General features: G+C 70.7%; 20 protein-coding genes and 3 pseudogenes. 14 read left to right on the plus strand and 9 right to left on the minus strand.

What is annotated here, in order from left to right; genetic code table 11:
- The first annotated feature begins 415 nt into the window (after window positions 1–415).
- Together ACZ6S8_RS34865 and ACZ6S8_RS34870 are read left to right on the plus strand one after the other, a co-directional pair.
- Window positions 416–1351 (plus strand): annotated as a pseudogene (locus tag ACZ6S8_RS34865) (helix-turn-helix domain-containing protein).
- A gap of 105 nt (window positions 1352–1456) precedes the next feature.
- The gene (locus ACZ6S8_RS34870) at window positions 1457–1855 is read left to right on the plus strand and encodes an STAS domain-containing protein (protein WP_469461958.1); all 399 of its coding nucleotides are present in this window, start codon (window positions 1457–1459) and stop codon (window positions 1853–1855) included.
- Window positions 1856–2410: 555 nt separating this feature from the next.
- On the opposite strand, the gene ACZ6S8_RS34875 is transcribed toward ACZ6S8_RS34870, so the two are convergent.
- Window positions 2411–3625, minus strand: coding sequence for a hypothetical protein (locus tag ACZ6S8_RS34875; RefSeq protein ID WP_469461840.1), 1215 nt, complete (start codon window positions 3623–3625; stop codon window positions 2411–2413).
- 266 nt (window positions 3626–3891) lie between these two features.
- Between ACZ6S8_RS34875 and ACZ6S8_RS34880 the strand changes: the two genes are divergently transcribed.
- Window positions 3892–4074 carry a hypothetical protein gene (locus ACZ6S8_RS34880; RefSeq protein WP_469461841.1) on the plus strand — a complete coding sequence of 61 codons (183 nt, stop codon included), beginning with the start codon at window positions 3892–3894 and terminating at the stop codon, window positions 4072–4074.
- 597 nt (window positions 4075–4671) lie between these two features.
- On the opposite strand, the gene ACZ6S8_RS34885 is transcribed toward ACZ6S8_RS34880, so the two are convergent.
- The 3 genes from ACZ6S8_RS34885 to ACZ6S8_RS34895 all read right to left on the minus strand — a co-directional run bounded on the left by ACZ6S8_RS34885 (window position 4672) and on the right by ACZ6S8_RS34895 (window position 6640).
- A complete protein-coding gene (locus ACZ6S8_RS34885; protein WP_469461842.1) occupies window positions 4672–4908 on the minus strand; it encodes a hypothetical protein in 237 nt (78 codons plus the stop codon).
- A gap of 194 nt (window positions 4909–5102) precedes the next feature.
- Window positions 5103–5675 carry a peptide deformylase gene (locus ACZ6S8_RS34890; protein ID WP_469461844.1) on the minus strand — a complete coding sequence of 191 codons (573 nt, stop codon included), beginning with the start codon at window positions 5673–5675 and terminating at the stop codon, window positions 5103–5105.
- Window positions 5672–6640, minus strand: coding sequence for a helix-turn-helix domain-containing protein (locus tag ACZ6S8_RS34895; protein WP_469461845.1), 969 nt, complete (start codon window positions 6638–6640; stop codon window positions 5672–5674). The genes ACZ6S8_RS34890 and ACZ6S8_RS34895 overlap by 4 nt, the downstream gene beginning before the upstream one ends.
- Before the next feature lie 38 nt (window positions 6641–6678).
- Here ACZ6S8_RS34895 and ACZ6S8_RS34900 point away from each other — a divergent pair, with 38 nt between their 5' ends.
- From ACZ6S8_RS34900 to ACZ6S8_RS34920, 5 genes and pseudogenes are all read left to right on the plus strand, one after another.
- Complete coding sequence (locus tag ACZ6S8_RS34900; RefSeq protein WP_469461960.1) at window positions 6679–7953, plus strand: glycosyltransferase; 1275 nt, start codon at window positions 6679–6681, stop codon at window positions 7951–7953.
- Window positions 7950–8660, plus strand: a complete 711-nt coding sequence (locus ACZ6S8_RS34905) for a hypothetical protein (RefSeq protein ID WP_469461847.1) — start codon at window positions 7950–7952, stop codon at window positions 8658–8660. Before ACZ6S8_RS34900 ends, ACZ6S8_RS34905 begins: the two co-directional genes overlap by 4 nt.
- Before the next feature lie 190 nt (window positions 8661–8850).
- The gene (locus tag ACZ6S8_RS34910; RefSeq protein ID WP_469461849.1) at window positions 8851–9879 is read left to right on the plus strand and encodes a glycosyltransferase; all 1029 of its coding nucleotides are present in this window, start codon (window positions 8851–8853) and stop codon (window positions 9877–9879) included.
- On the plus strand, window positions 9879–10445 hold the full coding sequence (locus ACZ6S8_RS34915) for a hypothetical protein (protein WP_469461851.1): 567 nt from the start codon (window positions 9879–9881) through the stop codon (window positions 10443–10445). The genes ACZ6S8_RS34910 and ACZ6S8_RS34915 overlap by 1 nt, the downstream gene beginning before the upstream one ends.
- A gap of 143 nt (window positions 10446–10588) precedes the next feature.
- A pseudogene (locus ACZ6S8_RS34920) lies at window positions 10589–11008 on the plus strand (DUF4158 domain-containing protein); the annotation flags it as partial.
- 615 nt (window positions 11009–11623) lie between these two features.
- On the opposite strand, the gene ACZ6S8_RS34925 reads toward ACZ6S8_RS34920, so the two are convergent.
- A complete protein-coding gene (locus tag ACZ6S8_RS34925; RefSeq protein ID WP_469461852.1) occupies window positions 11624–11896 on the minus strand; it encodes a chaplin family protein in 273 nt (90 codons plus the stop codon).
- Between the two features lie 374 nt (window positions 11897–12270).
- Between ACZ6S8_RS34925 and ACZ6S8_RS34930 the strand changes: the two genes are divergently transcribed.
- Window positions 12271–12786 (plus strand): P-loop nucleotide/nucleoside kinase family protein, encoded by a 516-nt coding sequence (locus tag ACZ6S8_RS34930; protein WP_469461854.1) that lies wholly within the window; start codon window positions 12271–12273, stop codon window positions 12784–12786.
- 110 nt (window positions 12787–12896) lie between these two features.
- Here the strand turns inward: ACZ6S8_RS34930 and ACZ6S8_RS34935 are convergent, their stop codons facing one another.
- On the minus strand, window positions 12897–13805 hold the full coding sequence (locus tag ACZ6S8_RS34935; protein WP_469461856.1) for a DUF4158 domain-containing protein: 909 nt from the start codon (window positions 13803–13805) through the stop codon (window positions 12897–12899).
- A gap of 350 nt (window positions 13806–14155) precedes the next feature.
- Window positions 14156–14860: a restriction endonuclease gene (locus ACZ6S8_RS34940; protein ID WP_469461858.1), complete on the minus strand. Its 705-nt coding sequence runs from the start codon at window positions 14858–14860 to the stop codon at window positions 14156–14158.
- Window positions 14861–15572: 712 nt separating this feature from the next.
- Here ACZ6S8_RS34940 and ACZ6S8_RS34945 point away from each other — a divergent pair.
- On the plus strand, window positions 15573–15842 hold the full coding sequence (locus ACZ6S8_RS34945; protein WP_469461860.1) for a hypothetical protein: 270 nt from the start codon (window positions 15573–15575) through the stop codon (window positions 15840–15842).
- 67 nt (window positions 15843–15909) lie between these two features.
- Here the strand turns inward: ACZ6S8_RS34945 and tpg are convergent, their stop codons facing one another.
- Together tpg and tap are read right to left on the minus strand one after the other, a co-directional pair.
- Entirely contained in the window at window positions 15910–16467 is a 558-nt protein-coding gene (tpg, locus tag ACZ6S8_RS34950; RefSeq protein WP_469461862.1) for a telomere-protecting terminal protein Tpg, read from the minus strand.
- Window positions 16468–16470: 3 nt separating this feature from the next.
- Window positions 16471–18696, minus strand: a complete 2226-nt coding sequence (gene tap / locus ACZ6S8_RS34955; RefSeq protein WP_469461864.1) for a telomere-associated protein Tap — start codon at window positions 18694–18696, stop codon at window positions 16471–16473.
- 308 nt (window positions 18697–19004) lie between these two features.
- Here tap and ACZ6S8_RS34960 point away from each other — a divergent pair, with 308 nt between their 5' ends.
- From ACZ6S8_RS34960 to ACZ6S8_RS34975, 4 genes and pseudogenes are all read left to right on the plus strand, one after another.
- On the plus strand, window positions 19005–19442 hold the full coding sequence (locus ACZ6S8_RS34960; protein ID WP_469461866.1) for a hypothetical protein: 438 nt from the start codon (window positions 19005–19007) through the stop codon (window positions 19440–19442).
- A gap of 151 nt (window positions 19443–19593) precedes the next feature.
- Window positions 19594–21348: an RHS repeat-associated core domain-containing protein gene (locus ACZ6S8_RS34965; RefSeq protein WP_469461868.1), complete on the plus strand. Its 1755-nt coding sequence runs from the start codon at window positions 19594–19596 to the stop codon at window positions 21346–21348.
- On the plus strand, window positions 21345–21830 hold the full coding sequence (locus ACZ6S8_RS34970) for a hypothetical protein (RefSeq protein ID WP_469461870.1): 486 nt from the start codon (window positions 21345–21347) through the stop codon (window positions 21828–21830). The genes ACZ6S8_RS34965 and ACZ6S8_RS34970 overlap by 4 nt, the downstream gene beginning before the upstream one ends.
- A gap of 275 nt (window positions 21831–22105) precedes the next feature.
- A pseudogene (locus ACZ6S8_RS34975) lies at window positions 22106–22259 on the plus strand (NF041680 family putative transposase); the annotation flags it as partial.
- Window positions 22260–22322: the final 63 nt, after the last annotated feature.

The raw sequence follows: 22322 nt of genomic DNA on the forward strand, positions 1-22322 counted from the left end.
GCCGACCCGACCCGCCCCCGGCGAGCCCCCAGTCACTTCCACGCCCTCTGCACGGCCTCCGGCTGACCCCTCACAAGATCACCAACAGAGTCACGGCGTTGGCTCTAGAGCAGGGCAGCACCCCACGCACGCAGAGCCCGGCCGGGACCGTAGTCACCCGGCCGGGCTCTGTCATGTCCCGCCCACCGCCGACCGACAGGCCCGCCCGCTCCGCTTCCGGCGAGCGCCCGGAAGGGAAGGGGCCGCGCAGCCGGCTGCTCGTCGACGGCTACCTGGGTGAGCGCGGCTCGCGCGAAGGTGACGCCGCGCAGAAAGACTCGTTGATCATTTCTGCACGGCGAACGCGTTTCAGCCGGGCCCGGCCCCGGGCATTTCCGCGGCTGGTAGATGGTCCCGAGCCGGAGGTGGACCGCCCGTGGCGGTGAACGGAAACCCCACCGTCAGGAGACGCCGGCTGGGCGCGGAGCTGCGCCGGCTCCGCCTGGCCAGTGGCCTGACCAGTACACAGGTGGCGGAGCGGCTGCTGATCTCCCAGCCCAAGATCAGCCACCTGGAGAACGGCCGCCGCGCCATCAAGCCCCGCGATGTGCGGGACCTGTGCGGCCTCTACGGGGTCACCGACCAGCAGGTCATCGACTCGCTGATGCGGATGGCCGGTGAATCGGACCGGCAGGCGTGGTGGGTCGCCTTCGGCGAAGTCTCGTACGCCGTCTACATCGGCCTGGAGACGGAAGCCTCCTCCATCCGCTCCTACGAACCCCTGGTGATCCCCGGCCTGCTGCAAACGCCCGCCTACGCGGCCGCCGTCATCGCGGAAACGATCCCTCAGGCCACGCCCGAAGAGATCGCCACGCGCCTTGAGGTACGGCTGCGCCGTCAGCATCGGTTCCACCACCCGGCCCGCCCCTTGCGCTTACGGGTCGTGCTCGACGAATCAGCCCTGTGCCGCGTGGTCGGCAGCCCCGCCATCATGCGTGGACAGCTTGAGCACCTGAACTAGCTCAGCACCCAGCCGTACATCACCGTGCAGGTCCTCCCGCACGACGTGGGAGCCCATCCGGGCACCTCGGGGCAGTTCTCCCTCCTCCACTTCGCGGACGCCCCCGGGGCGGAGACGGTGTACCTGGAACGGTTCACCAGCGACCTCTACCTCGAGAAACGATCCGACCTCCAGCACTACAGCCTCATGTACGAACACCTGCAGGCCCAGGCTCTGAATCCGGACAGCACCGCCGGTTCATCACCCGCGCCACGGAGATCCACGCCGGGTAGCGGGGCGTCTCCCCTCGCTGGCCAAGCGTCGATCGACGTCTCACCCGGGCAGGCGTTGATCCGTACCGGGCCGGGTTGATGCCGGAGCTTCAGCGAGCCTCGCACCCGTCCGGGGGAACGCCGCGCCAGGATGGGAACCCGAGGGCCCCGGTGCCCCGGGCGGGAGGAGAACGCGTTGATCACCATGGACGTCCAGTACTGCGGCAGTTCGGTCCTGGCCGGCGTCAGCGGGGAGCTCGACGAGGATGCGGGCGCGGCGCTCCAGCGGGCGCTGGACGACGTCACCGGTGACGAGCGGGACCTCATGGTCGATCTGCACGGCGTGACGTCCATGGACTCCTGCGGCCTGCTCCACCTCTTGGCCCTGCACCGCGGCGCGGAGTGCCTGGGACTGCGCGTCCTGGTCGTCGGCTGGCAGCCCCAGCCCCAGCAGCTCCTGGCCGACGTCGCCGGCATCCGCGGACCCGGCTCGGCCACCGGGGAGCGGTACGCGCTGGCCGGCTTCCGCCGGCTGCTCGAGGACCGGGCGCAGCGCGCACGGGACCTCGCGGATTTCGATGCCGGATGGCTGCCCCGCGCCTAGCAGGGGCATGACCCAGGTAAGCCCAAAAGGGGCCATGGGATGATCTTGAAGTCCTGAAGGCCCGCTCAACGGCACGGTGTTGCCAGATTCTGGCGGTTCCAATATCACTGTGGACCGCTTGGTGTCCTGAGTATGCCGCTTCCGCCCGGCAGCAAGATCGGGGACGGCGACGATGCCCCCGCGGGCGCGTGTGACGCCCGCGTTCCCTGTTGGCATCGAGGCGCGTGGGGCATTCGGGATGACGTCGATCGAGCGAGGCGGCGGTGCGCTGGTGGAGGTGTTCGCGCATGCCGCCCTGGCGGGCGGTGGTTGGGGTGCCGTTAACGAACGGCGGACCAACTGACAAGTAACCCGCCAGTAACTTTCGGATCGAAGGAAGCGGCTCCCAAGCGGGCACGCGGCCACAGGACGATGTGGCGGCACCGAGTCTGCGTTAGGCGGAGTGCCGCCGGAGGGGCTCCGGGAGGCCGCCCTCGGGTACGGGCAGGCCCCCGGCCCTGACCGACGCGTTCAGGTCGTCGGTCAGGGGCCTGAGGCCTGTCCGTATCCGGGCGTTCAGGACGCGGGTACGTCGGCGAGGATCGCGCGCAGGATCCGGGCCCGTCGCCGCACGTCGGGGTCCTGCCATTCGTGACCGCAGGAAGCGCACCGCCAGTTGGGGTCATCCGGTGAGACCTGGCAGCCGCGGCGGCTCGGTGCCACGAGGCCGAGCTCCTGCGCACGCATCGTCGCCGAGCCCGGGAAGTGCAGCCCGCCGACCAGCGGTACCGGCGCACCGGCGCAGTCCGGGCACGGCGGCGGGGGCGGCGGCGCGGCAGGGGTGGGCAGCATGCGCAACGGAAGCCCGAACGCATGCACCCGCTCTCTGGCGCAGCCCCCGCAGGTGCCGGTGAAGCTGGTGCGCAGGTGGTCGTCGGCTTCGGCGACGGTGTTGCTCCAGCACCAGAGCAACTCGCCGCACGCACAAGGCCGGTGAGCCACCTCGGTGAAGGCTTCGAGGTTGGAGGGGTGACCGCCTTCGATGGCCAGCTGCCTGAAGGCGTCCGGGCCGTCGGTGCGAAGGTCCAGCGGGGGATCGTCGAGGGCCCAGTCGCCCTCGGTCCAGTGGGCATCTCTCTGCCCGTGCCGTTCGCGTTTCCATCGCACCGCAGAGGCGGAAATGTAGCCGTCCCCACGGCAGTCGGGACAGCATCCCGGCCGGCCAGCGTCGCAGCCCGCGCACCTCCCATAGCCGGTTCTTGCGCTGCCGCGACCGGTGCCCTCGCAGTCCAGACACACGCCCCAGCCGTGGCACTCGTCGCAGAGCACGCCGCCGGACAGACTGTGGGTGCAGCACGGCTGGCGCAGCTCCCGGCCGTGGAACTCGACCGGTGTCCAGGCCGCGAACGTCAGCAGCCCTCGCCCCTCACCCTCGTAGATCCTCGCCTCGCACTCGTCACGGTGCACCGAGCCCCAGCTCTGCCCCGGTTCACCAGGGCCCCAGCGGTGCGCCTTCGACCAGCCGGCCGCCGTGAAGGCGTCCAGCACCTCGCCGAAGTCGGGCGAGGCCGGCCGCTCGTCACCACCGACGGCGAGGAGGAACAGATAGCGGTGCCCCACCGGTTCGGGGTCCCGCAGACGCACGGGGTCGATCCACTCCCGGACCATCGCCGAGGGGCGGTCCGGGTACAGCGCGCGGGCGACTTCGAGGAGGCCCGCGCGCAGCCGCTCCGCGCTCTCGGGAACGGCCCCCTCTCCGGTCCGTCCCAGTCCATCGGCTCCGCCGGCCATCCTTGCTGCCTCCCTTTCCCTGGCCTGAGCAGGGCGGCCACGAACGCGCACCCCCGCTCGGGTAACGCTCATGCCGGGACGTCGGTTCCCCTCGCGTCATCCCGCCCGCCCGGAGAGCTCGGACCCGCGGGCCGGCCAAGCTTGCTGATGGGGTGCCAGATCCGCTCGGCCATCGCCGGATTCCTCTCATATGACGGCAGTCCCGGCGACCCTAGCGGCAGCTGGCAGCCCACTGCCGAAGGTCGGAACAATCACACTCGGGCACGGTGGCCGACCTGGAGACCGAGGCCGGTACCAAGGCCGCGCTCGCCGCGTTCGAGTTCGACGGCTTCCGCTTCGACACGCAGTACTGGGAGTTCACCGAGTACGACTACTGGTTCATCTACACCTGCCAGGCCCTGGCCTGGACCGTCGCCCAGTACGACACCGCGCTCGTTCCCGCCCGCTGACGCCGCCTACTCCTTCACCGCTGTCAAAACTCCTGACGGCAACGCCGGTTTCCTGTTCCGTTCCTACTGGGCACGGCCCCGACGATGCGGCGCTGGGCCGCCCAACCGGGCTTCCGTCACGAGCACGGCCGTCGGTCCAGGTGTTCATCGTCGGGGAGCGCACAGGTGTACCCACCCACGCCCGGGTCAACGACACCACGGTCTGGACGGTTCCGGTTCCGGTTTCGCAGGGGATAGAGGCTGCCGGGCCGGAAGGGGGCCCAACAAGACCGGCCGGGCCGGCAGCCTCGGTGGCCGGGCAGGCTTCGAGGCTGCCGGCCGGGGTGCAGCGGGTGCGGGCCGTGGGGCGACCACCGCACCACGCTGGTCTCTACCGGAGGGGCCACGGGCAGCTGCCTGCCAGCATGGCCCACTCCCGGTCCGCCTGACCGGGTACGACACGCCCCGCCGCCGCCCAGTGGGCGGCCAGCGCCTCGAAGACCGGCTCGTTGGTCGGGGCGGAAGCCGGAGCCGGTGCCGGAGCCGTACGGCCGGTGGCTGGGGTCGGCCGCGGGGTCATCGTGGTCACGCAGGTCTAACTCGTGAATCCGGCTGCGGTCACCGGTGGCGGGTGCGGCGTTCACGCAGCGCGGTGCGGGCCTGGGTGAGGCCGAGGAGAAGGCCGAACTCGTGGAGCGCGATGTGCTGGACGTCCTCGGCCGTGGCGGGCCGGCCCTCGCTGCTGCGGGCGTGGGCGAGTTCCGCGGCGCCCAGGGCGAGGAGCAGTTCGCGGTCGCGCTCGTCGTGCTGGTCGGTGGTGTAGGCGGCCAGGACCTGCCGCCAGATCCCGCTCACCGTTCGCGCCCGTCGCGCGGGGCGGGGACGGTAGCCACGCACGCGTCCGGCGGCGGCTCGCCCGTCTCCGCCTCGGGGCGGTGAACACCGAACGGGCCCGGAGTGCCATGAGGGACGCCGAGGACAGGGGCACCCTTCATACGGTGCGGATTGTCGTAGAGCACGCGTTCTTCCAGAGGACTTCGAGGGACAGTTCAGGAGTCGTATGCCCAGGCCCGGCCCGTTTGCCGGTATTCCTCAACAGGAATGGGCTCGACACCCGGCCGCATCCGGGCGGTGTAGAGCAGACCGTCGAGATGGTCGACCTCATGTGCCACGAGTCGGGCGAGCCCGCGTTCGTAGACCGTCGTCACGGTGGTGCCGTCGAGCGCGATGGTCTGAACCGTGATCGTCAGCGGGCGGGGGACCATGCCGCGGACGTCGAAGAAGGACAGGCACCCCTCGTACTGCTCGTCGGCCTCCTCGGACGTCTCGGTGATCCGGGGGTTGAGCAGCACGATCGCGGGGGTGTCGCGGCCGGGCGGCTGGACGGCGGCCGCGGCCCGGCCGATGCCGATCTGCGGGGCGGCGAGCCCCATGCCCTTGGCGAAGGGGTGTACCTGTCCGATGCGCTCCATCGCGTCATACAGGTGGTCGACGCACCGCTCGGCGGCCTCGCGTTCGGCGGGCAGGGCGAAGGGACGGGCCACCTCGGCCAGGACCGGGGCGCCGTACTGGACGACGCCGATCTCGCGCATCCGCTGGCTGGGCTGTGGCACCTCGGTCACCTGGACTCCCCGGTGGTCGTGTTGAGTTCGGGACGTGCCCGGAACCTCCACTCAAGACGGTATCTGGCGTGCAGGGCCGGAGTGGCCGTCGTCCAGGTGAAGACACGCATCCCGTTTTCCTCGCTGCGGGCGGGCGCGGTCCGCAGCGGGGCGGCTTCGGCGGTCATCGACGTCTCGGTGCCCCACACCACCGGGTCGAGCGCGAGGGGGAAGGCCAGCTGGACTTCGAGGTGCTCGGTGGGCAGGCGGACCGCGCGCTGGAACCACCGGCCCCACTTCTCGTCGCCCACCGAGTACGCGTACTCGATCCACACGGACTCGCCCGGGTAGAGGGGGAAGCGGCCCTGGGTGTTCTCGAAGACCAGCCAGATCTCCTTGAAGGCGTCCCGGTCGTGCTTGGCGTCCCAGCGCATCGCCTCGCCCCGGCAGGTGGCGGTCAGGGCGAGTTCGTCCCAGGTCAGGGGATGTTCGCGGTAGTGGGCGTTGGAGCGTTCCGGCTCGCCGGGGTAGCGGTCGACGCTGATGCGGATCAGGTAGCGGGTGACGGGTTCGGTGTTCCGCAGCCGGCGCCGCATCGTGAGGCGGTAGCTCGTGCCGTCGTAGTCCAGGCGGGCCTGGTCGTGCTCGACGACCAGGGCGGAGCCGGTGGCATACGGCTGCTCGGACCGTCGCGGTGCGGGCGCTCTGGTGGGGTGCCGGGTGCGGGCCTTGGCCGCTTCGTAGTCGCACCACCGGTTCCAGATCGCCTTGCCCGCGTTCAGCGTCTCGTCGGCGAGGCGGGCGAACTCCTCGGTCGGCTTCGCACGGCCGGACTCGATGTGACTGACGTAGGAGGGATCGAAGCCCATCCGTGTGGCCAGGGTACGCTTCGCCAGGCCCCGGACTTCGCGCCAGTACGAGACTTCGGCGGCGAACGCCTCCGCCTCTGTGACCGGCTCCTGCGGCTCGTCCGCCTGCGTGTCCACCTCGACGCCCCCTGACCTGACCGGTCTTCACGGTGATGATGAATGAGCGGTACGTGAGTGCAGTTCATCATTCCGTCACCGTCCCGTCTGCCGGTTTCCTTCCCTCATCCGGCCCGCCTCGACCCCTGCGGGCCCCGGTAGAAGGAGGGCACGATGAGTCAGCGCGTGCTGTACCTGCTCAACATCTCCAACCCGACCGGCTGACCGCCGACTCCGGGTGGATCTTCGCCGACCTTCTCGCCCCCGCCCTGGCGGATGCCGGCGCCGAGGTCACCGTCGCCGCCCCGGCCCCGGCGGGTGACGGGCGGGCCGGCTTCCAGCGCACGGCCGTGCCGGGCACGAAGTACCGGGCCCGCTTCGCCCCGGACCTTAACCATCTGGTCGAGCTGATCCGCGAGGTCCGCCCGGACGCCGTGGTCGCCAACCAGATCGAGGCCGCCCCCGCGGTCCGCACCGCCCTGCTGGAAGCCGGATCGGACGCGCTGCTGGCCGGGTACTGCCACTACCTGCCGTTCTCCTTCACCGACGACCGGCAGCTGCGGGTGGACCCCTCGCTCAACGACGCGGGCCTCGGGCGGAGCGTGCTGCTGGCCTTCGCGGCCGGTCTCGCCGCCTGCGACCGCGTTCTGGTCCACTCCTCCACCGCCGCCTCCTGGACCACCGCGGCGGCCTCCCGGATGTCCGTCGACCTGGGCGAGAAGCTGCGGGTGGTGCCCGCACCGCGCGACGAACGCCTCGTGCGCGATCCGGCGGACGCCACCGCGCCCAACGGCGCTGGGGCGGTCGGCATCTACAACCACCGGCTGTACGCGCACTACGGCACCGCCCGGTTTGTCGATGTCGCCCGGCAGATGACCGGGCCCACAGTCCGGCTGAAGGTCATGGACCTGTTCGGGGAGCGCCGCACCGACCGCACCCGCCTGGACTCCAGCCCTGAGCGGCACCGCGCCGAACTCGCCGCCCTGGACGGGGTGGAGGTCGTCTCCGATCGCGGCGACCGCGTCCGCTACCGGAACCTGCTGGCCGGCGGGCACTTCGGCATCGCCCCGTTCCGGGCGGGCTGCCCGTGGTCGATGTCGGTGATCGACTGCCAGGGCATGGGCCTGCCCGTGATCGCCCCGCGCCTGGGCTGGCTGGCGGAGCACGTCGACGACGAGCTGCTGTTCGACACGGACGCCGAAGCCGTCGCCCTCGCCGAGCGGCTGGCCACGGACACCGAGTTCTACGCGGTGCACGCCAAGCGGGCGCACGCCTCCACCGCCGACTTCACCCCGGCCCTGGTGGCCGCCCGCTACCTGGAGGCCGTCTCATGACCGGGGCCCGGTTCGACGCGGTGATGCTCTCCTACGACGAGCCGCTGGCGGACAAGCTGCACGCCCGCCTCCAGCGGGTGCTGGGGCTGAAGGTCAAGCGGCTGCACGGGGTGCACGGGATGCGCCGCGCCTACCGGCTGGCCGCCGAGGTCGTCGACGCCGAACAGTTTCTGCTGGCGGACGGGGGCTTCGTCATCGACACCGAGTTCGCCGTCGGAGACATCGAGCCGCTGGATGAGGGGGTGTCGCTGCGGGTGTGGCAGGCGGTGAACCCGCTCAACGGCCTGGTCTACGGCTACGGCGGGCTCAAGCTGGTCCGGCGTTCCGCGCTGCGGGAGCTCGGCGAGGCCGTCGACGTGCTGGCCGCGCTGCCCGGCCGGATCGAGTTCTCGAAGACGGTGGCCGGCACGACGCGGATCAACCAGAGCCCGTACCACGCGTGGAAGGCGGGTTTTCGGGAGTGTTCGATGCTCGCGCGTGGCAGTGAGTACGGCATGGACGACGCACAGAGTGCCCAGCGGATCGCGGCCTGGACGTCCGGCGGGCAGGGCGAGTTCGCCGACTACGCCACCGCCGGTGCCCGCGAGGGTGTCGCGTTCGCGGGCGAGGCGGCCCGCGATGCGGGGCGGTTCGAGACGCTGAACGATCCGGCCTGGCTGCTGGAACGCTTCACCGCCGCGCACGGGGACCAGGCGGTCGCCGGATGACCGGGTCGCTGGTGCTGATCGAGCCGTACGCCCACCGGCTCGGCGGCCACCACCAGCACGCCCTGGTCGCACTCGCCGCGGCCGGTCCCGGCGCTGTGGTGGTCGCCCCGTACGGGATCGGGTCAGAGGCGGCTACGGCCCTGCGTACGGCGGGGGCACGCATCGCGGGCCGACCGGCACCGTGGCCCGGGTGCTGTTCGTCGCGGCGAACACCGCGGCGGTCCTCTCGGCGGCCGGGCGGCGGGTCTTCGCCTCCCGCCGCTGGCCCACCGGTCTGCGGCGGGTCCCGCACCAGATCACCCTCCTCGCCCGCTGCCTCATCGAGGCCGCTTGCCTGCGCACGGCCCGGCGTCTCGCCCCGGCCCCGGGCGCGGTGGTGGTGCTTAGCGCGAGCGAGGCCCTGCACGGCGCCGCCGCCCTGCTCGGCGGACTGCCGCACCTGCGGTTCGTTCACGAGATGGTCACCACCGAGGACGCGGCCCTGCGGCTGCTGGGGCGGCTCGCCCGCCCCGGGGAGAAGCGGGTGCTGGCGCTGTACCCGACGGCCGCCGTACGCGACCAGCTCGCCCCGGCCTTCCCCCGCCTGCCCGGCGAGGTCCGTACCTTCGCTGTCGATGACGGAAGGCGGCTGAGCGACGCGGAGCGCGAGGGGGGCCGCGCGGCCTTCGACATCCCGGCCGGCGGGCGGGCGGTGTGCCTGGTCGGCGGGTGGTGGCCGCACAAGGACATCACCGTCATCGACGCCGCCCTGCGCCGGCTGAAGGAGCCGCTGCACCTGGTGGTCACCGGCCACCCGCTCGACGAAGCCGTTCTTCAGCGCTGGCGGGGCCTGCCGCGGGTCCTCCTCCACACGGTCCCCGGACGGGTGAGCGAGGAGGTGCTGCGGATCGTCTACGGCGCCGCCGACGCCGCCTTGGTCGCCCGCCACCGGGGGGTGGGCAAGGAATCCGGGCTGGTCATGGGCACGGTCCGGCACGGTGTCCCGCTGATCGTCTCCGACCACGACGCCAACCTCACCACTCTCCTGACCGGGCAGGACTGGGCCCGGATCTTCCCCGCCGGAGACCCGGCCGCCCTGGCCGAAGCCCTGGACCGCCTCACCGCCGACCTGCCCCAGCGGCCCGGTACCGGCGCCGCCGAAGCGGTGGGCCTGCCCACGGCGGCCGGGCAGGCCGCCTTCCTCACCGACGCCTACCGCCTGCTGGCCAAGGAGTGCTGATGCCCGCGAACCCGGCGCTGATCGCCGTGATCGGCCCCGTCGAACCAGCCCTGCTGGCCGCCTGGACCACCCACTACCGCGGGCTCGGCATCGAACGGTTCCACGTCGCTTTCCACTTCCCCGAGCACGTCCCCGACGCCTGGCGCCACCAGCTGGTCGACGCCGCACGCGGGCTCGGCATCACCCCGGCCGCCGTCAGCACCGGCCCGTGGCACGAGCACACCAACACCGAACTTCGAGACGCCCTGCGCGAGCAGGCCGGGACCGGGTGGCACCTGCTCGCCGACGCCGACGAACTCCAGACCTACCCCGCCCCGCTGAACGCAGTGACCGCCACCGCCGAGGAGGGCGGGCACCAGGTGATCGGCGGGCTCATGGACGAAGCCGGGCGGCTGCTGGAGCACACCGACCGGCACGGCGGGCGGATCGACGTCGCCGACCACCGCCTCTCCTTCCGCCGCGTGCGCCTCGACGAGCTGCCCGCCGGGTGGGAACGCGAGGCGAAGACGATCGCCACCGCGTGGCGCCCGCCCGCCGCCCGCACCCGCACCCGCACCCGCCCGTAAACCGGCGCGGGAAAGCCCCAGCGGGGCCACAATCGGCCTTGTACTGGACCATCGGTACAGCCATTAGTTAGCGCTAAGCAGTTGATCTTGACCGCCTAGCACACATGATCGACTCCGCGTGGATCTTCGCCGGAAGATCCACGTGGGAGATACGCGACGCGTACGGCTACCACCTGTACGAGGACCACGCCCAGGGCCGGAAGTTCCGGGCGTTCCTGCATGGGCGGGCTTGGACGGCGCACGCCGAGGGTCCGAAGGCGCTGTTCGATCACGCGGTGGGCTGGCTCCGCCGGCACCGGGTGCTGCTGCCGGGGGTGAGCGTGCTGGCCCGGCAGGTCGCCGAGGTCCGGCGCATCGCGGACAAGCGGCTGCACACCACGGTCGCCAAGGCTGCCTGGCGGGCCGATCCGGCCCTGCCCGGGGACCTGGTGGCCACGCTGAAGACTCCGGAGGGCAAGCGGTACTCGTAGCTGGAGCGGATGCGCCGACCGCCGACGCGGACCACGGGCACCGCGATGAAGGGCGCGTTGCAGCGGGTCGACGACATCGCCGGGTTCCAGTTGTCGATACGGAAGCCCGCCCCGGCGAAGGTGATCATCTCGCACTCCGGACAGGTCAGCAGCCGGATCATGCGCCGGTCGCCGAAGTGCTCGGCGTCGGCGAGCATCATCGCTACTGCTCGGCGAAGTGCCGCTCCCGGGCATACCGACGACGTGCGGCCCGACGGGCCAGGAGGGCCGTAGCGTGACGTAGAGCCGTTGCGGATCCCAGAAGGTTGCCGGCGGTACCACGCCTCTACGTCATGCTCGACGCAGTCACGGCAGCTACCCGAGCGCTGGGCCGTCAGGGCTTCAAGATCATCCCACTGCCCCTTTTGGGCTCACCTTGACTGGACCCCTGGAGGAGTTGGGGGCCGGCTTCCACGACCTGGCTACCGGCCCGCCGGTAGCCAGGCGCCCTACCAGGTTTCCTCCGCCACGCTTCTCCCGATCGGGCCGTTGATCTTCACCGTGCCGTGTTCCTGACCCACTCCGGTACGCCACGGCCCCCGTCATCGCGAAGGCACTCGGCTACCACGGCAAGACAGTCACCCGCCTGCTTACCGAAGCCGGAGGAACCTGGAGCCGATACGCCCCCGGCGACCACTCACGGTGACGTCAGGATTGACCTCACTCGTGCTAGATCCTGTCAAAGTACGAATCCGGGGTCTGTACGAGAACAGTTTCCTCCGTTACTACCTGCTCCATGACCGGTGTGAGGTCGGCACCGCCGCACTGGTTGAGGGGGGAGCCGATCGGTAGCCCGAGGAGGTTGCCGCCGGCGGCTCCGCGGCCTCGGGTGGTGTTGCCCGCTGCTTGGGCGCCGGTGTTCAGGTTGGCGCAGTCGGTCCCGAAGGCCGGGGACAGGAAGTCGCCGACTCCTCCCGCACTGGCAGGTGCTGCTGTGACCATGCCTGCTCCTGCGGCTACGGCGGTGAGCAGCGCGGCTGCGGTCATCTTTTTGCGCGTCATGCTTGGGTAACGACTGCGGTTACGGAGAGGCACGAGAACGTCGGTCCTCGTCGCCGTCAGCCCTCACCGAGACTTGGCGAACGCTTCGTTACGCGCGTGATCATGGCGGCGAGTATGCCCATGTCTCAGGGCCTCAACCACGCCACTCGAACCACGAGGAGTCGGTGAGGATGGCACCTTCGGCGGCCACACACGGTGACACCACGTCTGACCTCACCGAGGAATACGCGACACCTCAACATGTGGGCCTACCAGTCCCAAGGCCGACAATGGAAGGAGAAGGGCCACGCCTGCGCCTGTCGAAGGGATGAGAAGTGAGCACGTCCGCACCGCTCTCCGTGCTGCTGGTCGGCATCACCGGCTCCGGCAAGACCGTGCTCGCCCAGGCCCTCGCGAGCCGGGGGATGGTCCGCCTGTCGGTCGACGAACAGGTTCACCGACTCCACGGCCGCTATGGCGTCGACTACCCCGAGCACGAGTACTTCGAGCGAGAGGGCCCCGTCGTCGACGCCGTACGGCAACAGGTCGCCGACGAGCTGGCCGCTGGCCACGACGTCGTCCTCGACCACGGGCTGTGGCTGCGCGAGGACCGCGACGCGTGGAAGAAGATCATCGAGGCCGCGGGCGGCCGGTGGGCGCTGGTGTACCTCCCCGTCGAGAAGACGGAGCTGCTGCGGCGCCTGAACGAGCGCAACCAGCGCGCCGACGCCAACGCGCTCACCGTCACCCCCGGGGCGCTGGACGACTTCTTCAACCGCTTCGAGGCCCCGGCCCCCGACGAGGACGCGATCAGCGTCGGCGAACTGGACGGGGCACTGTCGGTGCGGTGATCAGCTCACCCACTCGTAGCCGTCTTCCTCATCCCACGCGGGCCCCTGGTCATCGCCGCTGAGCAGGTCGTTGATCTCGTCCTCGGTGAGCTCGACGTCGTCCACACCTCTCATGATGCCGAAGCCGCCCCGCACACGCCCCGTGGCCCACCCGGGTCGATGCCCCTCGCCCCCGCCCGGGTCTTGTGGACCAGACACGCGAGCATCGCGACCCGCTTCAGCGGCGCGTAGTCCCGCAGCAACGGCGCATCGGCCGCCCCGGTCTCCCCTGCGAAGTCCGTGATCTTCCCCGCCGCGACCCCCTCAAGCCACGCCTCGCTGTCACCGAGGTCGTCCACCCACGTCAGGTGATCCGCGAGCTTCTTGAAGTGCGACCAGCTCGGGCCCTGCGCGGACCGCTTGAGCTGGTTGAACAGCGTGGTGCCGTCCAGGCCGTAGATCTCCAGCAGCCCCAGCAGCCTCGCCCGGTCCTCCACGCTCATGCGGTCGTGGATACCCGCGCAGATCGAGGCATTCACCTCGACCCGGACCTTCGAGGCCAGCGCGTCCAGCGTCGAGAAGGCCGGCAGCTCCAGTCCGGCCTCCACCACCTTCTCCAGCGCGACGTTGATCAGGTCCGCCGGACGGTTCTTCGACGCGGCCTCCACCCGGATCGCCGCCTCCGCGACCTTGCGGGCCTCGGCCTGGTCGTACTTCGCCTCCAGGCGCCGCCGCACCATCGCGCGGTGGTTCTTCGCGGTCTTCTCCGCCGCATACGCGGGCCGGGTCCCTTCCGGCAGATCCACCAGGCGGCGCACGAAGTCGGCCACCATGTCCGGTATCTCATCCGGCTTCGGGAAACGCCCCATGCGCTGGTACGACTTCAGCGCCAGCAGCAACGCGAGCAGATGCCCGTCCGAGTCGGTACTGTCCGCCGCCCACTGCACCTCCTCACGGCTCGGCGCGAAGAACAGATGCAGCTCGTGCGCGGTGATCAGCCGCTTGAACCGCGGGTACGCGGTTCGCTCGATCGACGTCATCCCGAATGCCCCACGCGCCTCGATGCCAACAAGGAACGCGGGCGTCACACGCGCCCGCGGGGGCATCGTCGCCGTCCCCGATCTTGCTGCCGGGCGGAAGCGGCATACTCAGGACACCAAGCGGTCCACAGTGATATTGGAACCGCCGGAATCTGGCAACACCGTGCCGTTGAGCGGGCCTTCAGGACTTCAAGATCATCCCATGGCCCCTTTTGGGCTTACCTGGGTCATGCCCCTAGCAAGGCAGCGGAGCGGCCGCCGCCCTGCGCCGAGTGGCTTCCGGGCCGGAGCGGACCGGGTGGCGCGGTGGCCTCCGGCGTACCTCAGGGGTGCCTCGCGTATGCCCGAGATCAGGACAGTGAGGACGGCTTTCGGGGCGGGGGGATCTGTCGCAGCAGCTCCCACAAGGGGCGAGAGCCGGCGGCCCACTCGGCAAGGAGCTTGCGGTCCACCAGGTGCAGGCGCTGATCCTTCGCGAAGTCCACCGCGTTGCTGGTGATGCGGCCGTTGGTCAGCATGACCAGCACATCACCGCCGTGGACCTGGCGGCCGGTCCCGTTGAGGACGTGTAGGTCGGGCGTGCCGACGGGTTTGCCGGACCAGCCGTCCCTCTTGTGTTTACATTGGATTACCCACCTGCGTCCGTAGGGGTCGGTCGCTTTCACGTCGGCTCCGTTGTCGCCGCGGCCGCCGACTTGCTGCGCGTCCCGGCAGCCGTCGCGGTGCATGAGGTCGCGTACCGCGAACTCGAACTGGCGGTGGTGCAGACGGTCCAGCTGGTCGACCGCGTACCGCAGCCCCTGCGCCTTGATCTGCTCCCACCGTGCCGCTTCACTGCGGCGCCACCACCAGGTCGCCGCCGCGGCGGCCGCTGCCAGTAGCGTGAGGACCACAATCCAGGGATGCGCGGCCAGCCAGCGCAGGACCCCCATCACCAGGCTCAGGGCGACTACGGCGAGCAGGCCGATCAGCGCCAGCTGCTCCAGGCCCGAGTCCTTGCGTCGCCGGGGGCGCCGGCTTCGGCTGGTCCGCCGGGCGGGGCGGCGCCGGCTCACCGGCCGGTCCCGGCGCTGGGGAAGACGATCGGGTAGGAGACGGTCGGCTGCGGCCGCACCACCGGCTGATCCCAGCCGGGCCACTTGATCGGATCACCGTCGACTCCGGCACGGGCTTCTGCTCCCCAGGTGCCCCGCCCATCGGCTTGCTGCCTAACACGAACGCGGCGAATACGAATAACCCGAGGAGCATCACCTGCTTGCTCGACCCCGCTGGGTTGCGCCAGTGCGCGCGAACCTTGAATCCGTTGCGCTCGTGCTCCACGACAGACGGCACGCGGCCCCCTCATCAGTCAGGTTGTGCCTCCCTGCACAACTGACCAATGAAAGCACCCACCACTGACACCTCGTCACCGTTCATCAACTATTAGTGATCATCAGGTCATCCTGGGTTTTCTGCACGGGTTCGGCTGTGGAGATGAACGCCGGATTGCTCCGAGCGTGGGTCACCGGGCAGGCTGCGCGTCCGGAGGAGAGGGGACAAGCGTGTCTGAACACGACGACGCCCAGGCGGCGGAAGCGGCGCTCAGGAAGGCAGTGGAGGCGCTGGGCGGAGATGGCGCGGGCGCAGACGGCCAAGCCGCCCAGGAGGCGGTCCGGGCGCTTTCCGGCGGTGCTGGGCAGGAGTGGACGCCGGAGCAGGAGGGCCAGATCCGGGCCTTGGTGGAGCAGATCCGCAGGGTGCGGAAGCTGAACCGGCCGGACGCGGGCTGTGTGGCACCGGAAGCGGGAGTGGGGGGCCCGGGAGCGCCTGGTCGACCTGATGATGGCCGGCGGCCCGGAGCTCGTGAGCGAGGCGGAACTGCGGCTCTGGAAGAACCACGCGATGGTGGAGGTGCTGCTGGAGTTCGCGGGCAGCGCGATGAAGCAGGACGACATCGCGACGACGCTCGCCCGGATGGAGACGCTGCACACCGCCACGTACGAAGGCTGGCAGCAGGCCCGCAAGGCGCTGGCCGACGAACAGGCCGCCGCCGGCTGACCGGGCGCGGCACGGAGGAGGGGCCCGGCACCGCGTTGGCGGTGCGGGGCCCCTCCTCCGTGGCGGGTCAGAGGGTGATGTCGATTTCCTGGACGTCGGTGAACTCCACGTCCAGGTCGCGGGCGCGGCGGCCGTTGTCGCGGAAGTAGTGGTGGCCCAGGCCCTGCGCGGCGATGTCCAGGAGCTGCTGCTCGGTGGCGCCCTGATCGCGGGCTTCGAACAGCTTCTGGGCCCACTGCGGGGACAGCGCCTGGGTGATGTGCCGCATCCGGCCGTCGTCGGTGGTGCCCGGGGCCGCGGTGAACCCGAAGCGCGCCTGGGTGGAGAGGACGATCCCGGTGCTCGTCGCGGCGGCCTTCCTCGCCTTGGCCCTCAGCTGCGGCTGCCACCGCTTCTTGACCTCGCGGTCTATGCGGGCGGCCAGGTCGTGGCGGGGCCGCTTCAGCTGTCCCTTGATGTACCGCTCCACGGTGCGCTGGGACACCCCGAGCGCGGCGGCGGCCGCCTTGGTGCCCTTGAGCTGCTTGACCAGGTACTTCATCTGCGCCTGAGCGCTCTTGGGGGCGGGGCGGGTGAACGCCTTCTCTAGGGCGCGGTCCAGGCTGTCCCCGAGCGAGCTGACCATCGTCTACTCCCCGTCGTCGTCGGCCGGGCGGCCGTTCTTGATGTTCCGGGCGATGTTGAACAGGCCCCCGTTTTTCTCGAATTCCGCTTCCGCCCAGAGGACGGTCTGGGTGCCCTCGTGCTTGACCATCCCCGGCGAGACGCCGAGGCGGAACGTGCCGGTGACCGGCTTGCCTTCGGGCGTGTACGGGAGGAGGTCGATCGGGGAGGGCCCGGTGGAGGGGTAGACGAGGCAGTCGGTGGCGATGGCGACGGGGTAGATGTCGGCCGCCGCGGCGGTCTTCATCATCTTGCGGTGCATGATGACGCGGACGGTGGAGAGCACGGCGGCCCGGATGTCGGGGCGCCACGTCTCGCGCTCCAGGGCTGGCCACGGCTCGTAGAACGGGACCTCGCCGCGGCTGTTGCGCTGGCGCAGCTTGCCGATGCCGCCCTTCGCGGTCGCCTTGATCGCCTTCAGCAGCAGCTTCAGCGCCGGGTCGCCGTCCTTGACGCGGGCCATCGCCTCGAGGAAGGCGTGGTCGTCCATGCCGGGGGTGATGCCGAGGTCGGCCATCGTCGCCAGGTAGGCGTCGCGCAGCCGGTCGTACCAGGGGTCCAGGTAGCGGCCGGTCTCGGTGCGCACGTACGCCTCGATCGGCGCGACGTCGAAGCCGAGCTGGACCGCGTATGCGACGGAGGGTGTGGCGTACCAGGCCGGGCCCGTGGGGCGCTCCCCGGTCGGGGTGAACGGGGAGGGGAGCCGGTCGCCGTCGATGGTGCGGCCGCCTACGCGGGCGCGGGAGAGGTCGACGTGGGAGAGGTCGACCAGCCAGGAGCCGGGCAGCGCTTTGTCGAAGGCGGGGTTGTTGGTGAGGTGGGTGGGCCCGTTCAGGCCGACGAGGAGGCTGTTGGCGGCGGCGGCGAACGCCATGTTGACGTCGATGCCGACCAGGTACGGCTTCAGGCACTCGTCGTCGGTCAGCTCCCGGCACCAGCTGAACGGCTCCTCCATCAGCATCTCGGCCGGGGTCCGCTCGTGGTGGCGGGGCCACTTCCCCTTCAGGATGGGGTGCTCGTCGGGCACCTCGCACTCCACCACGGGATACACCTGCGTCAGGGCGTCGGCGTTGAAGGCCCGCTCGAACGTGCCGGTGGCCTCGTCCTTCTCCGCGCGGGTCGGCGGGCGCAGCGCCGTCATCAGCGCCACGCCGGTGGTCGCCGTGAAGCCGCGCGGCGTGATCACCCGCTCCGCGTACGAGCCGAGGAACCGCGCGAGGTCCGCCGCCGACATCGTCGGCAGCTGCGGGTCCTTCTTGTCGTCCCACTCGCTCGTGGGCAGCGCGCCCCAGGCCGGGATGCACAGCTGCACGCAGCGCCGCTTGCCGTCCTCGGGCCGGTAGAAGATCCGCGTCCACGCGCCGAAGCCGCGCTTGGTGAGCTCCAGCCCGGCGCGCTCGACCTGCTTGACGACCTTGTGACGGTCGTTGAGGCGTCCGGCGCTGCGCTCCTCGGGCGTGAGGGTGGTGGGCAGGCCGTAGCGCTCCAGCGCGGCCGGAGTGAGGACGAGCATCGGGTCGGCGTCGTAGCCGCTGCGGTGCAGGCGGGCCTGCCCGAGCTTCGCCTCGGTCAGCGTCCAGTCGACCAGGGCCGGCAGCGTCTTGGCGGGCACGTCCAGGACCAGGCCGCCGACGCAGTACGCCACGACCTGGCCGTCCTCGACGTCGAGGACGGCGAGCGGACCGTTCTCGAACCGCGGATCGGCGGCGGCCCGAGCGGGCGCGGGCTTCGCGACAGCCTTCTTCGCACCCGGGCGCCGCGACGACGCCGACGGCTTGGTGTCCGCCGCCGGGCGGGGCGGGGTCTTCACGGCCGCCGGCGCTTCCGGCACCGAAGTGTCCACGGCGGAAGGCGCGGGCGGGGACGGAATGTCGAGAGCGGGTGTGCTCGTCTGCCCGTACCAGGACGTAGGCGCCGTCGTAGCGGCGGCCGGGGACGGGAAGCGCGCGGCGAGGCCCTCCAGAAGCCGGGCGTACGCGGCGCGCTTCGGCGGCCGCGGCTCAGTCCGGCCCGTCTCCCAGTTCCCCACCGCCTCACGGCGGGCCTGCAACACCTTGGCGATCTGATCCTGACTCAGCCCTGCCGCCTCCCGCAGCCGCCGCCGCTCCGAGGGGGCCGGCAGTTCATCCTGCGCGACCTGCTCCAGCAGCGCATCGACCGCACTGAACAGCTCGTTCTCATCCGTGGACACAGAGGTCACCTCCACTCACCACCATACCTCAGTCGCTCATGAATCGCGCATAGATCGCGCAACGAATCGCTCATTAGGGGTGCGTTGCGACACGGGGTGGCGAGGGCCGTGCAACGGGAGTTGCCGCAGCTCAGAGGCGCAACGGGGTCTGTTGTAGGGGTCTGTTGCAGCGGGTGTTGCAAGGTCGCGTTGCATTGTTGCGGGCAGCCGCAACGGCGACGGTGCGGTCGGCATGGCTCCGGGCTCGGCGCGCGGCCGGGTGCCAGGCTGTCGCCGTCCTGCCCCGCCGGCCTTTTGGGAGCTCCGCCGTGTCCGTCGCGTTCCGCATCAGCTGCTGCCTGTGCCGCAAGAACATCCCGCCCACCGGCGACGTGTTCGCGCTGGACGCGGAATGGCAGCGCCGCTTCCCCGACATGGTCGGCACCCTCGCCTGCCGAACGTGCGCCCTGCGCACGACGTGGCGCTGCACCGGCCGCGACGGCTCCTTTGTCGATGGCCATGTCCCCGTCGCCGACCGCCGCTGCTTCGATGCCTGGAGCCACGTCTCCTGCCCTGGGACTCACCGCAGCATGGTGCAGGAGCACCCCCGCTCCGGTTTGCTCCAGGGGGCCGAGCCGTACCTGCGCTGGCGCGCCAACCACAAGGACACCGAGCCCGACGTCGCCGCCGCGCTGAGCGCTGCTCTGGACGAGTGGGACACCGCGCAGTGCAGCGGTGTCGCCACCGGCCAGACGGCGGTTGTCTGACCTGCTACGCCCGTCCCGCCGGTGGAGCGCGGTTGTGTCTACCGGCGGCGGCCGCCGTCGCGGGTGAGGAGGCGCCGAGGCCAAGGTCATCGAGTCCGCCAACGGCAGCACCCGCACCACGACGACCACCCACGACGTCGCTGGCCGGGTCGTGAACGTCAAGACGACCGGCGGCATCGGCCAGGCCGTTCCCGAGGCCACCACCGAGTACGACCCCGCCACCGGCACCGCCGTCAAGACCGTCTCCCCGACGGCGGGCACCATCACCAAGGCGTTCGACAAGCTCGGCCGCCAGATCGGCTACACCGACGCGGACGGAGGCACGACCACCACCCAGTTCGATCTCCTCAACCGGCCGGTGAAGGTCACCGACTCCGTACCGTCCACCACCACCTACACCTACGACCACACCGCCGAACCCCGAGGTCTGACCACCACCCTGACCGACTCCGTCGCCGGTGCCTTCACCGCCACCTATGACGCGAACGGCGGCGTGGCCGACCAGAAGCTGCCCGGCGGCTACACCCTCAAGATCACCGAAGACACCACCGGCTCGCCGACCGACCGCGTCTACACCCGTGACAGCGACGGCTCGATCGTCTACTCGGACGCCGTAACAAAGTCCATCCACGGCCAGGCCACCACCAACGCCGAATGGGCCTCCCAGAACAACCGTTACGACGCCACCGGCCGCCTCGTCAACGTCGAGGACACCGCCGACACCATCTGCACCCGGCGCAGCTACACCTTCGACGCGCGTGCCAACCGCAAGACCCTGACCACCGCGACCGGTGCCCCCGGCGCCGACTGCCCCACCACCGGAGGCACCACCACCACCCACACCTACGACAGCGCCGACCGCCTCGTCGACACCGGATACGTCTACGACGCCTTTGGCCGCACCACTGCGCTGCCCGGCACCACCATCGGGTACTACGCCAACGACCTCGTCTACCAGCAGACCTCCGGCACCACACGGCAGACCTGGCAGCTCGACGCCGCTCACCGGCTGCGCAACGCCAAGTCCGAGACCGGCAGCGGCAGCACGTGGACCACGGTCGACAACAAGGTCAACCACTACGACAACGACGGTGACAGCCCCCGCTGGACCGTCGAGAACATCACCACCAACGAGATCACCCGCAACGTCAGCTCCCCCGAAGGCGACCTGGGCGCCTTCACCTCCGCCACCGGCGAGACGGCGCTGCAGCTGACCAACATCCACGGCGACGTCAGCCTCAGCCTGCCGCTGGACACCAGCAAGGCACCCATCGCACTCGACGCCGACGAGTATGGCAAGCCGCGGCCCAGCATGAGCCCGGCCCGCTACGGCTGGCTCGGTGCCAAGCTCCGCTCCGCGGAGACCCCCACCGGCCTGATCCTCATGGGCGTCCGCCTCTACAACCCGGACACCGGCCGCTTCCTGTCCCGCGACCCGGTCTACGGCGGCAGCCACAACGCCTACGAGTACGCAGGCGGCGACCCGATCAACAAGTTCGACCTTGACGGCCAGTGGATCGTCATCGCCGCCCGAGGCCTGTGGACCGCCGGCCGGGCCTGCTGGAGCCGCTGCTCCTCCTGGGGCCGCACCGCGTGGGGCTGGGGCCGCAGCGCCTGGAGCTGGTCGCGCACCAACGTCCCGCGGTTCGGCCGCTGGTCCTGGGGCAAGGCCCGCAGCGCCTACCGCTGGACCGCGCCCCGCGTCCGCGCCCCATTCCGCTGTGGCATCTACGGAGCCGGCGTCGGTATGTTCGGCTCCATGATGGCAGGCAGCTGGGGCGTATATCCCTACGGATTCCGAGGATCCGACCGCGCGGACACCTGGGGAACCACCGGCGGCATCTACGGAGCCTACGGAGGCTCCCTCTACGGCTTCGCCCGTCCCGGAGCCCGGTGCGCCCGATGACAGCCGCCCCGAACCGCCCCTCCACCCGGTGGGGCACCCGTCCCGCCAACCGGATCGCCGTCGCCATCATGCTCAACGGCATCGTGCTCTTCGGCGCGGGAAGGGGCGCGGCCCAGACGGGCGACAGCCTGCTCCAGGCCCTTGGCTCGGTGTATTCCCAGCCTGCGGCCTGGACGTGGACTGCGCTGGTTCTGGCCTACTGCGGTCTTTCCCCCGTTGTCCTGCCGGAGCTCGTCTCGCGAAGGGACAGGCTCAGGCCGCCCACGGCCAAGGACAGGGTCAAGGTCATGCTGTTCTACGGGGTTCTCGTATGGGGCCTCGTGGCGCTGGCAGGCGCCACCACCACCCTCGGCGCAGCGGACGCACTCTCCAAGTGCGCCACCGCGCCCGTCACCTGGCTGCTCATGGCCGCAATGACGGTGTACTGCCTGCTGTCCCCCGCCGTGCTCCCCGTGTTGTGGGACGAGGAGAAGGACAGCTGATCGTCCAGCAGACCGGGCGTGCGTAAGAGGAGGGCCTTCCCCCAGGGGGAGGCCCTCTTCCGCTTGGGGGGTCTGTTCGTCGGCCAGGGTGATGATCCCGCGCATCTTCGGGCCGGGAGGCCAGGGCCTCGGCGACGCCGGCCGGCAGACGGAGCCAGTCGGCTACGACCAGCCGTTCCAGTACCTGCTCGGCGTCGCCGGACATCCAGCCGGTGAGATCGAGACGGCGGTCGACACCGGCAAGGTCGACGTCGATGGCGAGCTGGCCCGCCTGCTGCAGCGCCCGTGTTCCCCGACCTCGTGGCGCCGGTCCCGGACGGCCGCCCGGCTAGTAAGAACCGCCGTCCCGCACCCCGCTACGACGTCAGCAAGACCGTCAAACGTCCCGAAACCCTCAAGGCCATCGGCAGACCCGGTAGATCCTGGTAGATGCTGGTAGATAAAGAACAAGCTGAACACATCCCCCACAACGCCTCGGCCCACAACAACCCA

The organism is Streptomyces sp. NPDC048461, from assembly GCF_055587105.1.